Raw genomic sequence first — 17,008 nt, 5'->3', positions numbered from 1 at the left:
ATTGGCTATTCCAGCGCGCTCACAAATATGTTTTGCGCGACGATTTTTCCGCTGCCTGTGTCTTTTTGTGAAACAAGCTGTCGGTTTCATGACGTGATTTCGCATTCCACAAAAATGCCTTTCCTTTAACGACTGTGGGGCTTTAAAGAATGCGGGGTTGCGCCCGGGGCCGAAAAGGCCATGATCATGCGCATCGTGCAAGTCGTAGAAGAAGAGCAGGAAAACATGTCCGCCAAATTCGATATTTCTTTCGCCAATTCCGCCGTGCTGGAAAATGCGCTCGCCGTTGTGCTGCAGGCCTCGGGTGAGGCTCAGGCCGTTGCCGGCGCCTCCGAGGCCGATCCGGGCGGTGTGATCGAAAGGGCGGCGAAGATCGCAGGTTTTTCCGCAAAATCCATGACGACGCTCGATGTGATCGCACCGCAGGATTCCGCCGCCGATCGTTTGCTTGTCATCGGTCTTGGCAAGCCAGCCAAGCTGGTTGCGCACGACTGGTTGCGTGCTGGCGGTACCGCGGCCGCCCATTTCAAGAAGGCGGAAAAGGTCGTTATCTACCTCGACGCACCGAACGTCGAGGTTGGCGCACGGGCGGCAGGTGATTTCGCGCTTGGTCTGCTGCTGCGCGCCTATAGTTTCGATGCCTACAAGACCAAGAAGAAGTCGGACGACGAGAAGGCGCCGAAGAAGGTCGAGGTTGTCATTGTCACCGCCGCTCACAAGGAGGCCGAGAAGGCCTTTGCCGTGTCGCAAGCGGTTGCGGACGGTGTGATTCTCGCGCGCGATCTCGTCAACCTCCCGCCGAATATTCTCGGACCTGTCGAATTTGCCGAGAAGGCCGAAGAGCTGCGCAAGCTCGGCGTCGAGGTGGAAGTCCTCGGCGAGAAGGAACTGAAAAAGCTCGGCATGAACGCGCTTCTGGGCGTGGCGCAGGGGTCGGCCCGTCCGCCGCGGCTGGCGGTCATGCAATGGAACGGCGGTTCAAAGAAGGATGAGCCCATCGCCTTTGTCGGCAAGGGCGTCGTATTCGATACCGGTGGTATTTCGCTGAAGCCCGGCCTCAATATGGAAGATATGAAGGGCGACATGGGTGGTGCTGCGGCCGTTACCGGCCTGATGCACACGCTGGCGGCCCGCAAGGCCAGGGCGAACGTGATTGGCGTCATTGGCCTGGTCGAGAACATGCCCGATGGCAACGCCCAGCGTCCCGGCGATATCGTCACCTCCATGTCGGGTCAGACCATCGAGATCATCAATACGGACGCGGAGGGCCGGCTGGTTCTGGCCGATGCGCTCTGGTACACCAAGGATCGCTTCAACCCGAAATTCATGATCAACCTCGCCACGCTGACCGGTGCGATCACGGTGGCGCTCGGTAATCTGCAGGCCGGCCTGTTTTCCAACGATGACGAACTGGCGACGCGGCTTGCACAGGCAGGCGATGTGACGGCGGAAAAACTGTGGCGCATGCCGCTCGGCAAGGACTACGACAAGATCATCGATTCCAAATTCGCAGACATGAAGAACAGCTCGGGCCGCCTGGCGGGCTCCGTCACCGCCGCGCAGTTCCTCAAGCGTTTCGTGGGCGAAACGCCATGGGCGCATCTCGACATCGCCGGCACGGCCATGGGTTCACCGCTGACCGAGATCAACCAGTCATGGGGCTCGGGTTACGGCGTGCGTCTTCTGAACGAACTCGTTCGCGCCCATTACGAAGATTGAAACGAGCGGAGCGGCACGCCGGCGTATGACTGAAATTCTGTTCTATCACCTGACGGAATCGAAGCTGGAGGACGCGCTGCCGCCCTTGCTCGAAAAATCGCTGGAACGCGGCTGGAAGGTCGCGGTCCAGACGGTGGATGAGGAGCGGCGGGATTTTCTCGACACGCATCTTTGGACCTTTCGGGACGACAGTTTCCTGCCGCACGCCACCGATACTTCGCCTGCACCACAAAACCAGCCGATTCTCCTGACGGCGTCGGACGAGAACGCCAACGCGGCAAGTGTCCGCTTTCTCATTGATGGCGCCGAGCCGCCGGCGGTGGAGGCTTATGAACGCGTCGTCTTCATGTTCGACGGATACGATGCCTACCAGCTGGAAATGGCACGTAACCATTGGAAGAGGCTGAAAACGGAGGGGCACTCCCTGACCTATTGGCAGCAATCGCCAGAAGGCCGCTGGCAGAAAAAAGCCTGATCCACCAGGGACCGTGCCTCGCCGACAGGCGGTTGATGCCCGTCTCAGCATTGGTGGTGCACTTGCCCCTTCATGTGGACACAGACCGCATGGGACCGCTGCACAGCATTGAAGAGCGCTGTATCAGGCCAGAAATTCAGGGCGCGACCGTTTCGTCAGTCGCGCCGTTTGAATCAGCGTTCTTGGCAAGCGTTTCGGCTTCTCAGTCGTAGAAGGAATCCACGAATTTGTGGCGGCCGAGCAGGAAAGCGTCGGCCACGTGGGTCAACGGCGCGAGGTCGACATCGGAACGGCCTGCCTTGATGATTTCCGAGAAACGCTCGTAAAGAGCCGGATATTCCCGCTCCGGCTGGGAGAGCTTTTCTTCGCCGTTAATCGAGAGTTTTGCTCCGCCTTCCGAAAGCACCATCTGTCCCGCGGCCGTCTCGGCAACGATATCCCAGCTTTGCTTGCCGGTCTGACGCCAGTCGAATTCGGCATGGACGGGCATTTTCGTCACATCGGAAAAATGCAGGTCGGCGGCGATCGGGGCGTCGCGGTTTTCCGGGAATTCGAGTGTCGCCTTGGTCAGGAACAGCGCGCGCGGCAGGATATGGGTGATGATCGAAAGCGCATTGATGCCGGGGTCAAACACGCCGAGACCGCCCGCCTGCCAGATCCAGGCCTGGTTCGGGTGCCAGTGACGCACATCCTCTTTCCAGATGACATGCACGCTGTCGATTGTCGTCGAGGCCAAAAACGCCTTCGCAGCCTCGACCGCAGGCGCATAACGCGAATGCCAGCTCGCAAACAGTGAAAGGCCCTTCGAATCCGCCAGCCGAGCGAGATCCTGCACTTCCGAAAGGGTGGCGCCCGGCGGCTTTTCAAGGAAGACGTGCTTGCCGGCATTCAGCGCCGCGTAAGCCGCCTCGTAGCGATATTGTGGCGGCATGCACAGCGATACCGCATCGATAGAAGGCACAGCCTCCAGCATGGCCTCGATGGTGCCATAGGAAGAGACGCCGTCCACGGTGCCGTGACGGCTTGCGGTGCAGATCAACTCAAAATCCGGATTGCCTGCAATGGCGGGAAGATGCTGGTCGCGAACGATTTTGCCGACGCCGACGATGGCAAGCTTGGTGGCTGACATGAAGTGGAACCCGTCTGAGTGCTGCATGGGATAAAGTGTGATTTTTACAAGTTTCTAGCAGAAACGCTCCAAGGAGCAAGGTGATCGTTTCCATGCGGTGCGTCTTTTTTCAAGCCGTAATATCGTAACAAGTTTCGGTGTGTGTATCCGCAGATCGATTAATATTCGATTATATCAAATATTTTTCTGGATTATGAAGTGTTGTTTTTGAATGGCGATAGTTATAATGTTAATTTTATCCGATGTATTGTGAAAATATCCGTAATAGTTTTAGATTTCACTTGAATATATTTTACACAACAGGTGTTTGGTGGTTTTGTTTAGAGATGACCGCGTGTCTGGCTTCCTTCGGAAGGTCAACGAAAGCAGCCGGCAATTCAATACATATGGATTGATTTTCGGCGTCATTCTCTACAATCTCTACGTGTTTGTGGACATAAGTCTGGTGCCGGATATCATCTGGCTGGATTTGACGGTCCGCCTGCTTATCATCACGCCGCTTCTTTTTCTTTATTTTCCGGCACGATACTATGCGCTCAGGGAGCGGGCGGATGCGGTGGCGCACGAGGTCCTTCACGGGCTGGGCTGCATGTTGGTCGTCGCATCGATCATGTTCATCTACGCCAATGCGCGGACCTCGTCGGCGAGCGAATATTACATGGGTATCGTCACCGTTGTCCTCTATATGAACACGATACACCGAAAACCGTTTCCGGTTGCGGTCATGGGAACGTTCGGCTGCATGGCGGTTTTCATCGTCGGCATGGAATATGTCACCGTGACGAGTGAGGTGGCCAAGCTGCCGGCGATCATGTGTTCCGTCGGCATCAGCGCCGTGTCGCTGTTTGCGGCCTTTCGTATCGAGCAGGTGGAAAGGCGGGATTATCTGGCCTCGCTGCGTGAAAAGACTTTGCTGCAGAGGATCCAGAGGGCAAATCACGAGCTTCAGCAGCTTTCCAATACCGACCAGCTCACCGGCATTCGCAACCGCCGCAGCTTTGACGAAGCGGCGAGCCACGCTTCGGGCGGCAGCGGCCGGCCCCGGGCGCTCATCCTTCTCGATGTCGATTATTTCAAGAGCTATAATGACTCGGAGGGTCATCTGGCTGGCGACGACTGCCTGCGCAGGGTCGCCGGCAGACTGCGCAGCGCCCTTCGCAGGGACGATGGCGACAGAAGTTTCGTCGCGCGTTACGGTGGAGAGGAATTTGTGGTTCTGCTCGACAATTGCGTTCTTTCCGCCGCGCTCGCCATTGGCGAAAGGCTCAGATTGGCCGTGATCGACGAGGCCATACCCCACCTTAACCGTCCCGACGGACGGGAAATCGTCACGGTCAGCCTCGGCATTGCTGTTTCCGGTGACGGCAGGGAAATCATATACGAGATGGTGAACCGGGCCGACGTGGCGCTTTACGAGGCGAAGCGTCAAGGCCGCGATCGGCTGGTACTCGCCTCCGGGCATATGGGAGCGTTTGTCGAGCCAGCGGAGATTTACGACGTCGAATCCGCGATGTCGGCATAGGGCGGCGAAGGTCTGGCGATGTGTTGTAAAGTCTGCCCTGCAAGAAGCAGGATTTGTGAAGGCCATGTGCCGGAATGCCGGCGCCAGAACAAAATAATAACCGGGGAACGCAGATGATGGAATTGATCGCTGCACAAGCGGCAGCATCGGCTGCCGAGCTTCCATTCCTGCTGCTTCAGGCTGCCGCCGTGATTGGCATGGTGTCTGTGCTTATGCTTGTGCGGCGAAATATAGCCCTCGAGGACCCGCGCTATAAAATCTATTACGGCATCATCTTTGGAATGGCGGGCTTTCTGCTGACGCTGCTGGTGTCCGAATTCATCAAGCTGCCCTCCAAACCCTATATCCGCTCCGACCTGCTGTTTCTGGCTGGGGTGCTTGGCTCCTGGCAGGGCGGGCTGATCAGCCTGTCCCTCGTGGCGGCCGGGCGTTTCGTGTTCGGTGGTCCCGTGCTGTTTTTTGCGGCCCTGCAGGACATGGTTGTCATTTCGGCCAGCGGCATCATCATGTATGGCTGGATGCGCAAGCGTCGTCTCGCCGATCTGGGAATTCGGGATATCCTCACCGTCTTCGCGGTCAGGTTCATTGCCGTGCTGCTTGCCGTCTCGGTCTCGTTCGTCCTTGGGCTGGTCGACCAGTCGCTGTTTTTAAGTGCAATAGGCCGCCGAACCTTGGGCGCCGTCGCCGTCGGCCTGCCGATGATCTTCTGCCTGTTCATCCTTCTGCGCAACGAGGCGCGGGCGCGGGAAGAGACAAGGCAACGCGAGACGGCGGCACGCACGGATTCATTGACCGGCCTGCCCAACAGGCGCGCCCTAAGGGACCATATAGAAGCGATGATGCGGCAGGAGCCGGCGGTTTCGCATGCCCTCATTCTGATCGAGATCGTCAATATTGCCGATGTCGCCGCCTGCGAGGGCGAGGACTGGAGCGATCTTTTCTGGCCGAGGCTGGCGCGTGAAATCTGCGACAGGGAGGACGGCCTGCTATGCAGCTCCGATACGCCGTGCAGCTTCATGTTCGGCGACACGACGCTTGCGGTCGTCATGCGGGGGATTTCGCTGGAGAAGTCCGAAAGCACAAAACTCATGATGCATCTGCATGACGGGTTGAGCACGTTTTGCCGCTTGGCGGAGGCGGGGCCGGTGCCGCATCTCAAAATCGGTGCGGCGAATCTCGACAGGCTTTCCCGGCAGAACACGGCCTCGTTCCTCAGGCACCTCAGCCTCGCGCTGAAGGGAAGCGATCATCCGGTGCAGATTTTCCCTTTCTCCTTTGCCGAGAAAGCGACACGGGACGAGGCGGTGCGGCAGATGCTGGTCAACTGGATCAAATCCGGCACGCCGCCCATTTGTTACCAGCCGAAATTCGAAATACGCGATCGCCGCATGATCGGCGCCGAAGCGCTCCTGCGCGCGGTCGATGCGCGGGGGCAGGCGCTATCGCCTTATTATGTGCTGGAGATCGCCGAACGCCATCGGCTGCTGGTGGAATTCGAATGGTCGACGATAGAAGCCGTCGTGCGTGACCTTCGAGACCTGCAGGGCCTTGAGGCGGATTTTCATCTGGCGGTGAATATCTCCGCGTCGTCTTTTGCGAGCGCGCATTTCGCAGACCGGGTCGTGGCGCTGCTGCACGAAATGGCGGTGCCGGCGCATCGCCTCTCAATCGAAGTGACGGAGATGAGCAGAATACCGACCACCGACGTCGTACAGCAGAATTTCGACTCGCTGATTGCCGCAGGCGTCCGGCTGGCGCTTGATGATTTCGGCACCGGTTATGCCGCACTCACTTTGCTGGCGCGCTTCCCATTCGAAGAAGTCAAGATCGACCACTGGATGACGTCGAGGCTCGACCAGTCGCGGTTCAGGGAGGCCATCGCGCTCGCTTTCGAGAGCGCCGAGCGCTATGGTGCAAAGCTGGTGACGGAAGGCATAGAAACCGAGGAACAGAGCCGGCTCCTCATGCAGATGGGCATTCGCTTCGGGCAGGGTTATCTTTATTCCCCGGCCGTACCGCTTGCGCGATTGCAGCCGCGCAGGGCTTGCGCTTAGCGTGGAGGCCAATGGCGGTCAGGGGTAAATTCGGCGACCGCTGCATTGAATGTTTTCCCGGTCTGTGCTGAGAAACTCCTTTGATGAGCGAATGTTATGACCCTTTTTGCGGGTCATGCGGGCGGGCCGATGCTTGAAAACAACGATGCGTGGAACGACATGCCCGGAAAGCCGGCCGAGCACTTGCCGAATGAATCGGCCAAGGGCGAGGGTGGCGCCCGCTCGCTTCGCTCGGCCGCCCATGCCGTATCAGGCGACCGGCCTACGTCGGACAATCCGCGGCGACTGACAGGATGGAATGTTCTCAGGTTGTTTCTGGCTTGGGCATTACTCATGGCGGCAGTCATTTCCGCTCTGGCGGCTTATCAATATGTCAGCCTGCTCGGCGAACTGGGGCGAGAGAGCGACGCGTTGCAGGCCGAGGCATCCCGCCGCGCCGATCAGCATGATGCCCATGTGACGGCGCTTTCGGCGGTAGCGCAGGCGGAGCAGGGGGCGGATTACGGCCTGCTGCTCGATGTCGCAGCACCCATTCTGCAATTTTACCCGCGCATCGACGAGGTTCAGCTGGTTCCCCTCAACGAGGCGGGGCCTGTTATCGGCACCCGGCCGCTGGAAAACGAGCTGGCAGAGGCGATCCGCAAGGCGGCGTCTGTCTTTACTGGCCGGCCAGCCCTGGTAGCGAGCGATCTCAGGCCCGGCCATTACATGATCGTCAAGCGCAGCCCCAATAGCGAGACGGCCTCGAAAGCGCTGGTGCTTGCCGTCGATGCGGCGCGGCTTCTGGCGTCCGATGCCCCGTTCTGGTCTGCGAAACAGGCGGTGATCCGCCTCAAAATGCCTGACGGTACAGTCCTGTTCGGCCCGCCCTCGATGCCGGAGGCGCCGCAATATGTCCGGCAGCTGAGCAGCGCCACCCAGCCGCTCATGCTTGAGGTCGCGCTCTCGATCACCTGGCGCGATCTCTTGCCCGGCCGCGCCGTGTTGGCGGGCATGGCTGGGGCGAGCATCGTTTTCCTGCTCGGTACTGTCATGGCAAGACAGAGAACGCGCATGCGCGCCGCCGAAAGACGGGCCGAGCTGAGCGGCATGGAGGCGCGGCTCACCCATGCTTCTCGGGTCAATGCACTCGGAGAGATGGCAAGCGGTCTTGCCCATGAACTGACCCAGCCTCTGACAGCGATATTGGCGCAGGCTCAGGCCGGGCGCCGGCTGCTTGCCCGTCAGGATGTCGCGGCCCTTTCCGGCGCCCTCGACGATATGATCGATCAGGCGCGATCCGCCGCCAATATGCTCGACCGGTTTCGCAACTGGTCGCTGCCGCACCGCCAGCCGGTGGCCGCGCATGATCTGCGCGCCGCTTTGCGCAATGTCGATGCGCTGCTTGCCGGAGAAGCGGCCCGGCACGAAGCCAGCATCGACATCGCCATGCCCGATGCTCCGCTCTTGGTGCGGGTCGACCCCGTCGAAATAGAACAGGTCATGTTCAATCTGCTGCGCAACGGGCTTGATGCGCTCACGGCCATCGAAGGCAGGCGCGCGATCACCGCAAGATTGAGCCGGAGCGATGATTTCGCCGTTCTCGAGATTGCCGATAACGGCCCTGGCATCGCACCGGGCCTGCGCGACCGGCTATTTACGCCTTTCGCCACCACGAAAACGAACGGCATGGGTCTGGGGCTTGCCCTCAGCCAACGGCTGGTGGAGCGCGTCGGCGGCGAAATCCTTTACGTCGAGAGTGAGAACGGCGCACTTTTCCGCGTTGTCCTGCCGATTGCAGCGGAGGCACAGACCCCATGACGCTGCCCGTCTATCTCGTCGATGACGATGACGCCGTACGCAAGGCGCTGATATTGCTCCTGTCCACCGTTGGCATCAAGGCGAAGGGCTTTGCCGATCCGGTGGTATTTCTCGGTCAGCTATCCGGGCTCGAACCGGGCTGCCTCATCTTCGATATCCGCATGCCAGCGATCACCGGATTGAAGTTGCAGGAGAAGCTGACGGAAGAGGGGATTGACTGGCCTGTCATCATCATTTCCGGCCACGGCAATATTGAAGCCTGCCGCCGTGCCTTCCGGAATGGTGCGGTGGATTTCCTTTCCAAGCCGGTGGATGAACAGGATCTTATCGATGCGATCCAGAAGGCGCACCGGATATTGGCCCGCACGCTCGACGCGAAAGCCCTTCATGCCGAGACGAGGGCGCTTTTATCGCTGCTGACCGCGCGCGAGCGTGAGATACTTGAACGTATTGCCCGCGGTTTCACCTCGCGCCAGATCGCCGATGGGCTTGGCCTGTCGCCGCGCACGGTAGATAGCCACCGCGCCGCCATCGGCCTCAAACTCGGCACCACGTCGCAGGCGGAAATGACGCGGTTATGGCTGGAAGCCGGCGCGGATCAGTAGAACTACCGAGCTAGCGGCAAGACATACGGATTCGCTGCGCAACGCCTTCTGCCTAAGCTGTAGTCCTCAACAGCCAAGAGGACCTTTTCATGATCCGCAACTTTCTCATCGTCTCCGCTCTGATCGCTCCTTCGGTCGCAATGGCGCAAACGCTGCCGACGGCGCCCTATCTGCCGCTTGAGATGGCGGAAAAAGCGGCCAAGGCTGCGCTGCAGGCTTGCTCCGCCAAGGGCAACGCCGTCACCGTCGCCATCGTCACCCGCGATGGCGCCACCAAGACGGTGCTGAAGGCGGATGGTTCCGGCCCGCACACCGTCTCCAGCGCAACCGGCAAGGCTTTCGCGGCGGCATCGCTCGGACGTGACATCGCCGAGATTGCCGAATTCATCGCCTCCAAGCCCGCCAATGACGGCCTTCGCAACATGGATGAGCGCATGGTCATCCAGGCCGGTGGCCTGCCAATCAAGATCGGCGACGCCTTGGTCGGCGGTATCGGTGTCGGCGGCGCGCCATCGGGTGCAATCGATGCCGAATGCGCGCGTGAAGGCCTCAATACGATCGGCGCGAAGTAAGATCGACAATAGGTTCGGCGGCTTCCCCGGAGGTCGCCGGACGCAGAGGGGATGCACTGCAAACCCGGCCCCGTCAGCCCGCCATCGCATCCTCATATTCGCTGGAAAGCAGCAGCCATTGCTCTTCCGCATCGGAGAGCTTTGCAGCGGCCTCACCACGTTCCTTCACTTTCTGGGCAGCCTTCGCAGGGGCCTTTTCATAAAGGGCCGGGTCCGCCAGCTCCTTGTCGAGCGACTGAATCACTTTCTCAAGCTTTGCCGTCAGGGATTCGATTTCATTGATCTTTTTCTTGAGCGGCGCCAGCTGGGCGCGCTTTTCCGCGTTGGCCTTGCGCTGGTCAGCCTTGGAAGCCTGATCGGGAGCGGCCTCGGTCTTGTCTTCCTTCTTCCGGCCTGAGGAAACGACGAGATCGCGATATTCCTCCATGTCGCCTTCGAAGGTCTTGACCGTGCCGTCGGCCACCAGCCACAGCCGGTCCACCGTCGCCTCGATCAGGTGGCGGTCATGCGAGATGAGGATGACCGCACCGCTATAATCGTTCAGCGCCTCGATCAGCGCCCGGCGGCTGTCGATGTCGAGGTGGTTGGTCGGTTCGTCGAGGATCAGCAGGTTCGGCGCATGGAAGGCCGCAAGCCCCATCAGCAGGCGGGCTTTTTCGCCACCGGACAGATCCTTCGCCGCCGTCGCCATCTTTTCCGTTGCAAGCCCCATCTGCGCCACGCGGGAGCGCACCTGCGCTTCGGGCGCCAGCGGCATCAGTTTGCGCACATGTTCGACTGGCGTTTCATCCGGCACGAGGTCATCGAGCTGGTGCTGCGCGAAGAAGCCGATCTTGAGCCCGGGAGCAACACGAAGATCGCCCGCCTGCGGCGCAAGACGACCGGAGATGAATTTCGCAAAGGTCGATTTACCGTTGCCGTTCGAGCCGAGCAGCGCAATGCGGTCGTCGTTGTCGATCCGCAGATTGAGCTGCTTCAGGATGGATTTGCCCGGTTCATAACCCACAGCGCCGCCATTGATGGCGACGATGGGGGAGGCGGGCTGCTTTTCCGGCTCGGGGAATGTGATCGGCTGGACGTGATCCTCGATCACGGCGGCCACCGTGCCCATGCGCTCCAGCGCCTTGATGCGGCTCTGCGCCTGCCGTGCCTTGGTGGCCTTGGCGCGAAAACGGTCGATGAAGCTTTGCAGATGTTTGCGGGCGGCGTCGTTCTTCGCCTTCGCTTTCATCTGCAATTCGTCGGCCTCGGCCTTCTGCCGCTCGAACTGGTCGTAACCGCCGCGATAGAAGGTCAGCTTCTTCTGCTCCAGATGCACGATGGAATTGACGGCATTGTTGAGGAGATCGCGGTCATGGCTGATGATGATGACGGTGTGCGGATACCGCCGGATATAATCCTCCAGCCAGAGCGTGCCTTCGAGGTCGAGATAGTTGGTCGGCTCATCGAGCAGCAAAAGGTCGGGTTCGGCGAACAGCACGGAGGCGAGCGCCACGCGCATGCGCCAGCCGCCGGAGAAGGAGGAGGCCGGTCGAAGCTGCGCCTCGTGATCGAAACCGAGGCCGGCAAGAATGCTGGAGGCGCGCGCTTCGGCCGAATGGGCGTCGATGTCGACAAGCCGCACCTGGATTTCCGCGATACGGTGCGGATCGGTCGCGGTTTCCGCCTCCGCCAGAAGCGCGCTGCGCTCCTTGTCGGCGGAAAGCACGATGGAAATCAGCGAGTCTTCGGTGCCTGGGGCTTCCTGCGCCACCTGGCCGATGCGCGCCTGCTTCGGGATCGTCACCGAACCGCTTTCCGCCGAGAAGTCGCCGGTGATAACCCGGAACAGGGTGGATTTGCCGGCGCCGTTGCGGCCGACAAGGCCCGCCTTCACACCGGCGGGAAGCGTCACGCTGGCATGGTCCAAAAGCAGACGCCCGGCAATGCGGGCGGAAAGATCGGTAATCGTAATCATGGCGCCGTTTTGGCCGAACTGTCTGGCCAAGGCAAGAGCGCGCGCGCCACATCGCGCGAGATTAAACGGTCAATCGCCGAGCTGCACCAGATAGCTGTTGCGGGTATGCTGCGCCACCTCCCGCGAATAACCGGCGACGCAATTACGTGCGCCGCAGCGGGCCGAAAGCAGCGCGAGTTCGGCATGGCCGAAAAATTCGGCGGGCGTGGCGGCGCCATCCACTTCTGCGACGCCGATCGACACCGTCAGATGTTCGCCATCGCCGCCAGCGGTCGCAAAGCGCAACGCCTCCACGCTCTGCCGCAGCCGCTCGGCAATGGCCTCGGCCGTATTTTGGGATACGCCGGCAAACAGAAAGGCGAATTCATCGCCGCCGATACGGGCGACGAAATCATCCTTCTTGATGGTCTTGCGAAACAGGGCGGCGAGACGTCGTAATGCCTTGTTGCCGGCGGACGAGCCATATTTGCCGTTGATCTCCCGGAAATGATCGATATCCAGCAGCACCAGCGAGGTGGCGGATGCAGCCCGGTCCTTTGAAAAAAGAAGGTCAAGCTTTTCGAGAAAGGCGGCTCGGTTTGGTAGAGCCGTCAGCGCGTCGCGCAACGAGGCGGCCTGAAGCTCGCCCCGGTTTCTTTCAACCTCGCGTATTTTCACCAGTCCCATGGCGATGAAATGCCGAAGGCTCGTCTGTTCTTCGTGGATATCGCCCAGCAAATCGACCAAGCGCTCCGTTGCGGGCGGCTCGCCATCCTCATCCTGCTCAAGGCTTGCCAGGAAAGTCTCTGTGCGTCGAAGGCTTGCATCAAGCCGCGCGGAAATCTGCGTCAGTGTATCGAAGGCCTCGCTTGCCATCTGTCCGGCTTCGATGCGCGAAAAGCCGGGCAGATTGTGCCGCTGACCGATGAGGTCGATTTCGTGCTGCTGCGGCGCATTGCCGAGCGCAAGAATGTCGCGGCCCATGGCAGGATTGTGTCCGGACAATATTTCGTAGATCAATTCATAATTGCGCGGCAGAGGCGCAATGTTCATCTTGGCGATGAACTGCGTAATTTTGGTAACGACAAGAGAACTTCTCGCCTGATCACGTTTTTTATCGCCCGCCGATGTCGTCACTGACAGCCCCAATACCGAGAGATTATTATGAATAGACCGGCAATAACCGATTGTTGAATGGTGTTATTCTTACAAGCAACGGTTTAAAATTGATTGAATCAGGAAAAAATTGTTGCGCTGCGAAGTGAAAAATTTCATTTCGCACAGACGCGCGGATCACATGCGTTTGTGATCGATTGAATGACAAATCCTGATTTGATTTCATCGCCCGGCCGTTCTTATATCGTTTCATTGATATTGTAGAAGAGGGCAGCCCATGACGACTTCCAGAACGCTTTATTCGCTATGCGGAAGCGATACTTCCCGGCCATTTTCTCCCCACTGCTGGAAAACCGTGCTTTCGCTGGCGCATAAGGGGCTGGATTTCGAGGAGCGGCCTTTACCCTTCACGGTGATCCCGACGGTGGAGGATGGTTTTTCGAAGACCGTGCCGATCCTGCGAGACGGTGACGAGCTGGTGAGCGACAGTTTTGAGATCGCGCTTTATCTGGACGAGGCTTACCCGGAGCGCCCGTCGCTGTTCAACGGCGAGGGCGGCAAGGCCATGGCCCGTTTCGTCGAAAGCTGGTCGCAGACGATGCTTCACCCGGCCATCGTCCGCATTGCCGTGCTCGATATCCACAATATGCTGGACGAGCCGGACCGCCGTTATTTCCGCGATAGCCGCACGAAAGCCCTCGGCCGCCCGCTCGAGGATGTGGTTGCGAACCGCGAGGCGGAAATCGCAGCCTTTCCGGCATTGCTTGCGCCGATCCGGCGTATGCTGAGCTTCCAGCCTTTCATCGGCGGCGCATCGCCGCTCTTTGCGGATTATATCGTGTTCGGCGCCCTGCAATGGGCGCGCATCACCACCGAGGCCGATCTGTTTGCGGATAACGACCCCGTGCGCGACTGGTTCGAAGGCTGCCTTGATCTCTACGACGCAAGGGGTCGCAGTGTGACACCGGCGTGAAATGTCTGCCGTCATCGTCGCAATCTCGTTGATCCCCCTTGTTTTCGGGCCTTTGGGCGGGTAAAGACCGCCCACTTTCTCTGAAGGAAAAGGAAACGGACACATGGCGATTGAACGCACATTTTCGATGATCAAGCCGGACGCAACCAAGCGTAACCTCACGGGCGCGATCACCAAGGTATTTGAAGACAACGGCCTGCGCGTCGTCGCCTCCAAGCGCGTCTGGATGAGCAAGCGCGAAGCCGAAGGCTTCTACGCCGTTCACAAAGAGCGTCCCTTCTTCGGCGAACTCGTTGAAGGCATGACCTCCGGCCCGACCATCGTTCAGGTTCTGGAAGGCGAAAACGCCATCCTCAAGAACCGCGAAATCATGGGCGCCACCAACCCGGCCCAGGCCGCTGAAGGCACCATCCGCAAGACCTTCGCGCTCTCTATCGGCGAAAACTCCGTTCACGGTTCCGACGCTCCGGAAACCGCCGCTCAGGAAATCGCCTACTGGTTCGCCGAAACCGAAATCGTCGGCTGATTCAAAACCTCAACGGCTTGAATCGTCGTTGCAGGCGATTGCACGAAGCTGCTGAAAAGACTCGAAGAAACGGAGCTGAAAGGCTCCGTTTTTTGTTTCACGACGTCGGGCACCCCTGAACCGGCCGCATATCCGCTGTGCCATCCGGTTTGAACACCTCCGGATTGGGCGTATAAAGCGGGCCGACCACCAGCGGCTTGGCGGGAAGAAGCGACTGGTCAGTGTCGGAGCGGATCGTGGTCTCGATGGTCTGCAGAACGTCGCCGTCCGGCCCCTTGATGCGGATGGTGACCTTATAGGGCCGGTCCTGCTTCACACATTCCACCGGCGGGCTCTGAACCGTGATCTTTTCGTCTTTCGGGAAAATCTTCTCGCGGCTGTTGAGGTCCGGCCCCCCGCGCGGGTTTTCGAATGTCGCTTCCACCGTGCTGCCATCGCGAACGGGGGCGATGCGCTGAAGCGTCACCAGATAGGTGGCGATGGCCACGCGATAGTTAAACACAAACATCCGGCCGGAGATCTTCGCCACCTCACGCGGTTCTTCCCGCTGGCAGCCGGATAGGGCGAGCATCCCTGCAATCGCCAGCAGTGGAAGGGCGATTCCTTTCATGTCTGCGCCTCCTTTTTCCGGTGATAGTGCCGGCTGGCTTTCCGCCGGTTGCCGCACACCGCCATATCGCACCAGATACGGCTTCTGTTCTTGCTCCGGTCGATGAAAAGCCAGCCGCAATTGCCGCAGATGCGCAGCCGTTCCTGCGTCTTGCCGGCAAGCAACGAGAGGGCGGAATGGGCAGTGGCGTTGCCGAGGTTTTCGGCAAGCGGAAACGTCCGCAGCGCCGTGCCGCAGGCGAAAAGAAGCCCGGCCAGCCTGTCGTCGCCATCGTCGTCGCCGGCAATGGAGGCGCGGAAATAATCGTCGACGGCCTCGCGAAGATCGATAAAAACCGTCTGCTTTTCCGCCTCGGGCGCGATGAGCGCAGGAAACCTGTCACGTTCCGCACCGAGCCGTGTCGCCGCTTCGGCAAAGGCGGCGATCTGCGCCGGCACGGCAAAACGGTCAACTGTTTTTGCCGCGTCCGAGCGCAGGATCACGCTGTTGGCGACATCCAGCGCCAATGCGCCGCCCGCGAAACGATGTTCTGTCCAGCGAAAGGTCATGCCGCGCATTATAACTGTTAAAATGAGTTTTAACAGTTATAATAATAAAGGGAGGACGCGCTTGGCCTATTTCCTGCAACAATTGCTGAATGCCGTGCCGGTCGCCTTGCTTTATGCGGTTCTGGCCTTCGGCTATGCCGTCGCCTTTTCGGTGACCAAACGCGCCGATGTCACCTATGGCGCCATATTCGCTTTTGCTGGCCAGACCTGCCTGTTATTTGCCGATTTCGGCTGGAACCGGCTGTGGCTGGTTCTGCCTGCAACATTGGCGCTCGGGGCAGGGGCGGGCCTGTTCGGTGGGCTGTGGGCGGCGGGTTTTGTCGGCAGGGCGGTGATGCGCCCGCTGGCGCAAGCCTCTCCCAATGCGGTGACCGTCGCCTCCGTCGGCGTGCTTATCGCGCTGACCGAGAGCGCGAGGCTCGCCGCCGATACAAAGCAATTATGGCTACCGCCGCTGTTATCTCAGCCGGTGCGGTTCTGGGCCGATGGCGGCTTTGCTGTGACCCTGACGCCGATGCAGATACTGAACACGGCGGCTTTCTGCCTGCTCATTCTCGCAGGGTCGCTTTATCTTGACCGTTCCGCTTTCGGCAGGCGTTGGAAGGCGGTCTCGGACGATGCTTTTGCCGCCGCTTTATGCGGGGTGAATGCGGGCCGGATATTTCTCGTGTCCTATTGCGCGGCGGGTCTGGTCGCCGCCATCGCCGGTGTGCTGGCCACATTTTATTACGGCACCATGGATTTCGGGGCCGGTCTGGTTTTTGGGCTGAAGGTGGTGCTGATTTCAGCGGCGGGCGGTTATGCCAGCCCGCTCATCTGCGGCCTTGGGGCCGCCGCCGTCGGCTTTGCGGAAACTTTCTGGGTCGGTTACGGACCGGCCGTCTGGCGCGATGCGGTGGTTCTGGCGATGCTCGTCGGTTGGCTGATTGTCATGCGCAGCAGGGTGGAAGCGCCCTGAGTCTGGCCCCTATCGCCACTTGTCCTTGGCCGCATCGTCGGTTGTCTTTGCCGCTACCCATTCGCCCGCCGAGCCATCCTTGCCATGTTCCTTTTTCCAGAACGGGGCGGATGTCTTCAGGTAGTCCATCACGAAATTGGCGCCATCGAAGGCGGCCTGTCGATGCGATGAAGCTGCGATGACGAGGACGATATTTTCGCCGGTCGCGATCTTGCCATGCCGGTGGATGGCGGTGAGGCCGAGAAGGCCGAAGCGCTCCATGGCAATCTTGGCGATGCGCATCATTTCCGCTTCCGCCATGCCGGGATAGTGCTCCAGTTCCAGCGCCGCAAGCGTACCGCCATCATCCCGGCAGAGTCCGGTGAAGGCCACGACCGCGCCGATGCTCCTGTCCCCTTCCGTCAGCCGGCGGGTTTCTTCCGCAACGTCGAAATCCTTTGCCTGCACGCGGATTGTCGGCTGCAT

Annotated in this window: 16 protein-coding genes; 10 read left to right on the top strand and 6 right to left on the bottom strand. The window is 59.9% G+C overall.

The window, feature by feature from the left end; genetic code table 11:
- The first annotated feature begins 225 nt into the window (after nt 1–225).
- Both AGR1_RS08000 and AGR1_RS07995 read left to right on the top strand, forming a co-directional pair.
- A complete protein-coding gene (locus AGR1_RS08000) occupies nt 226–1,719 on the top strand; it encodes a leucyl aminopeptidase (RefSeq protein ID WP_080793044.1) in 1,494 nt (497 codons plus the stop codon).
- A 25-nt stretch (nt 1,720–1,744) separates the two neighbouring features.
- Complete coding sequence (locus tag AGR1_RS07995) at nt 1,745–2,194, top strand: DNA polymerase III subunit chi (RefSeq protein ID WP_149146646.1); 450 nt, start codon at nt 1,745–1,747, stop codon at nt 2,192–2,194.
- A 202-nt stretch (nt 2,195–2,396) separates the two neighbouring features.
- On the opposite strand, the gene AGR1_RS07990 is transcribed toward AGR1_RS07995, so the two are convergent.
- The gene (locus AGR1_RS07990) at nt 2,397–3,323 is read right to left on the bottom strand and encodes a Gfo/Idh/MocA family oxidoreductase (protein WP_080790988.1); all 927 of its coding nucleotides are present in this window, start codon (nt 3,321–3,323) and stop codon (nt 2,397–2,399) included.
- 334 nt (nt 3,324–3,657) lie between these two features.
- Between AGR1_RS07990 and AGR1_RS07985 the strand changes: the two genes are divergently transcribed.
- The 5 genes from AGR1_RS07985 to AGR1_RS07965 all read left to right on the top strand — a co-directional run bounded on the left by AGR1_RS07985 (nt 3,658) and on the right by AGR1_RS07965 (nt 9,876).
- Nucleotides 3,658–4,845: a GGDEF domain-containing protein gene (locus tag AGR1_RS07985; RefSeq protein WP_149146645.1), complete on the top strand. Its 1,188-nt coding sequence runs from the start codon at nt 3,658–3,660 to the stop codon at nt 4,843–4,845.
- A gap of 113 nt (nt 4,846–4,958) precedes the next feature.
- A complete protein-coding gene (locus AGR1_RS07980; protein WP_080790986.1) occupies nt 4,959–6,899 on the top strand; it encodes a bifunctional diguanylate cyclase/phosphodiesterase in 1,941 nt (646 codons plus the stop codon).
- Between the two features lie 96 nt (nt 6,900–6,995).
- Entirely contained in the window at nt 6,996–8,699 is a 1,704-nt protein-coding gene (locus tag AGR1_RS07975; RefSeq protein ID WP_149146644.1) for an ATP-binding protein, read from the top strand.
- Nucleotides 8,696–9,304, top strand: a complete 609-nt coding sequence (locus AGR1_RS07970; protein ID WP_149146643.1) for a response regulator transcription factor — start codon at nt 8,696–8,698, stop codon at nt 9,302–9,304. Before AGR1_RS07975 ends, AGR1_RS07970 begins: the two co-directional genes overlap by 4 nt.
- An 89-nt stretch (nt 9,305–9,393) precedes the next feature.
- Nucleotides 9,394–9,876, top strand: a complete 483-nt coding sequence (locus AGR1_RS07965; protein WP_080790983.1) for a heme-binding protein — start codon at nt 9,394–9,396, stop codon at nt 9,874–9,876.
- A gap of 73 nt (nt 9,877–9,949) precedes the next feature.
- Here the strand turns inward: AGR1_RS07965 and AGR1_RS07960 are convergent, their stop codons facing one another.
- A complete protein-coding gene (locus AGR1_RS07960) occupies nt 9,950–11,833 on the bottom strand; it encodes an ABC-F family ATP-binding cassette domain-containing protein (RefSeq protein ID WP_149146642.1) in 1,884 nt (627 codons plus the stop codon).
- A gap of 69 nt (nt 11,834–11,902) precedes the next feature.
- Nucleotides 11,903–12,949 carry a GGDEF domain-containing protein gene (locus AGR1_RS07955; RefSeq protein ID WP_187772080.1) on the bottom strand — a complete coding sequence of 349 codons (1,047 nt, stop codon included), beginning with the start codon at nt 12,947–12,949 and terminating at the stop codon, nt 11,903–11,905.
- Nucleotides 12,950–13,205: 256 nt separating this feature from the next.
- Between AGR1_RS07955 and AGR1_RS07950 the strand changes: the two genes are divergently transcribed.
- On the top strand, nt 13,206–13,901 hold the full coding sequence (locus tag AGR1_RS07950) for a glutathione S-transferase family protein (RefSeq protein ID WP_149146641.1): 696 nt from the start codon (nt 13,206–13,208) through the stop codon (nt 13,899–13,901).
- Nucleotides 13,902–14,004: 103 nt separating this feature from the next.
- On the top strand, nt 14,005–14,427 hold the full coding sequence (gene ndk / locus AGR1_RS07945) for a nucleoside-diphosphate kinase (RefSeq protein ID WP_003496769.1): 423 nt from the start codon (nt 14,005–14,007) through the stop codon (nt 14,425–14,427).
- 97 nt (nt 14,428–14,524) lie between these two features.
- Here the strand turns inward: ndk and AGR1_RS07940 are convergent, their stop codons facing one another.
- Both AGR1_RS07940 and AGR1_RS07935 read right to left on the bottom strand, forming a co-directional pair.
- Nucleotides 14,525–15,037 (bottom strand): hypothetical protein, encoded by a 513-nt coding sequence (locus AGR1_RS07940; protein WP_149146640.1) that lies wholly within the window; start codon nt 15,035–15,037, stop codon nt 14,525–14,527.
- Nucleotides 15,034–15,594, bottom strand: a complete 561-nt coding sequence (locus AGR1_RS07935; RefSeq protein ID WP_169538618.1) for a CGNR zinc finger domain-containing protein — start codon at nt 15,592–15,594, stop codon at nt 15,034–15,036. The genes AGR1_RS07940 and AGR1_RS07935 overlap by 4 nt, the downstream gene beginning before the upstream one ends.
- A 52-nt stretch (nt 15,595–15,646) precedes the next feature.
- Here AGR1_RS07935 and AGR1_RS07930 point away from each other — a divergent pair, with 52 nt between their 5' ends.
- A complete protein-coding gene (locus AGR1_RS07930; RefSeq protein ID WP_149146639.1) occupies nt 15,647–16,543 on the top strand; it encodes a branched-chain amino acid ABC transporter permease in 897 nt (298 codons plus the stop codon).
- A 9-nt stretch (nt 16,544–16,552) separates the two neighbouring features.
- On the opposite strand, the gene AGR1_RS07925 is transcribed toward AGR1_RS07930, so the two are convergent.
- Complete coding sequence (locus AGR1_RS07925; RefSeq protein WP_080790978.1) at nt 16,553–17,008, bottom strand: molybdenum cofactor biosynthesis protein MoaE; 456 nt, start codon at nt 17,006–17,008, stop codon at nt 16,553–16,555.

This window comes from Agrobacterium sp. B1(2019), from assembly GCF_008274755.1.
Classification (GTDB): Bacteria; Pseudomonadota; Alphaproteobacteria; order Rhizobiales; family Rhizobiaceae; genus Agrobacterium; species Agrobacterium salinitolerans.
Note: the sequence above shows the minus strand (reverse complement) of the source record. Positions and strands in the feature narration are given on the sequence as shown.